1 protein-coding gene is annotated in these 1233 nt (G+C 40.1%); it reads left to right on the top strand.

Annotated features, from left to right (window positions below):
* A partial coding sequence (gene tuf, locus HMPREF0629_RS07545; RefSeq protein WP_009222716.1) for an elongation factor Tu occupies window positions 1-1193 on the top strand: 1193 nt, incomplete at its 5' end.
* Window positions 1194-1233 lie beyond the last annotated feature (40 nt).

Below are 1233 nucleotides of genomic sequence, written 5' to 3' on the forward strand. Positions count from 1 at the left end.
AGGCAAAAGCAAAATTTGAAAGAACAAAACCACACGTAAACATTGGAACAATAGGACACGTAGACCACGGTAAAACAACATTAACAGCAGCAATAACATTAGTATTAAGCAAAAAATTCGGTGGCGGAGAATTCGTAGACTACGCACACATAGACAAAGCACCGGAAGAAAGAGAAAGAGGAATCACAATCTCAACATCACACGTAGAATACGAAACAGCAAACAGACACTACGCACACGTAGACTGTCCGGGACACGCCGACTACGTAAAGAACATGATAACAGGAGCAGCTCAAATGGACGGAGCAATCCTAGTATGTTCAGCAGCAGACGGTCCAATGCCACAAACAAGAGAACACATACTACTAGCAAGACAAGTAGGCGTACCACAAATCGTAGTATTCCTAAACAAAGAAGACCAAGTAGACGATCCGGAACTAATAGAATTAGTAGAAATGGAAGTAAGAGACCTATTAAACGAATACGACTTTGACGGAGACAACACACCAATCGTAGTAGGATCAGCATTAAAAGCATTAGAAGATCCGGACGGAGAATGGGGAGAAAAAGTACTAAAACTAATGGAAGAAGTAGACAGATACATTCCGGAACCGGCAAGAGATGTAGACCATCCATTCCTAATGCCGGTAGAAGACGTATTCTCAATCACAGGAAGAGGAACAGTAGCAACAGGAAGAGTAGAAAGAGGAACAGTAAAAGTAGGAGACAACGTAGAACTAGTAGGTCTAACAGAAGAAAAGAGAACAGTAGTAGTAACCGGAGTAGAAATGTTCAAAAAACAACTAGACCAAGCACAAGCAGGAGATAACATCGGAGCACTACTAAGAGGAGTACAAAGAACAGAAATCGAAAGAGGACAAGTATTAGCAGCACCAAACTCAATACATCCACACACAAAATTCGAAGCCGAAGTATACGTACTATCAAAAGAAGAAGGTGGAAGACACACACCATTCTTTAATGGATACAGACCACAATTCTACTTCAGAACAACAGACGTAACAGGAGATATCCAATTGGCAGAAGGAGTAGAAATGGTAATGCCAGGAGATAACTCAACATTTACAGTAACTCTAATCACACCAATCGCAATGGACGAAGGATTAAGATTTGCGATAAGAGAAGGTGGAAGAACAGTAGCATCAGGAGTAGTATCAAAAATAATTGAATAATATAAAATAAAAAATACCTCGAGAAATCGAGGTATTTTTT

This window comes from Peptoniphilus sp. oral taxon 386 str. F0131 (genome assembly GCF_000090945.1).
GTDB lineage: Bacteria > Bacillota > Clostridia > Tissierellales > Peptoniphilaceae > Anaerosphaera > Anaerosphaera mikwangii.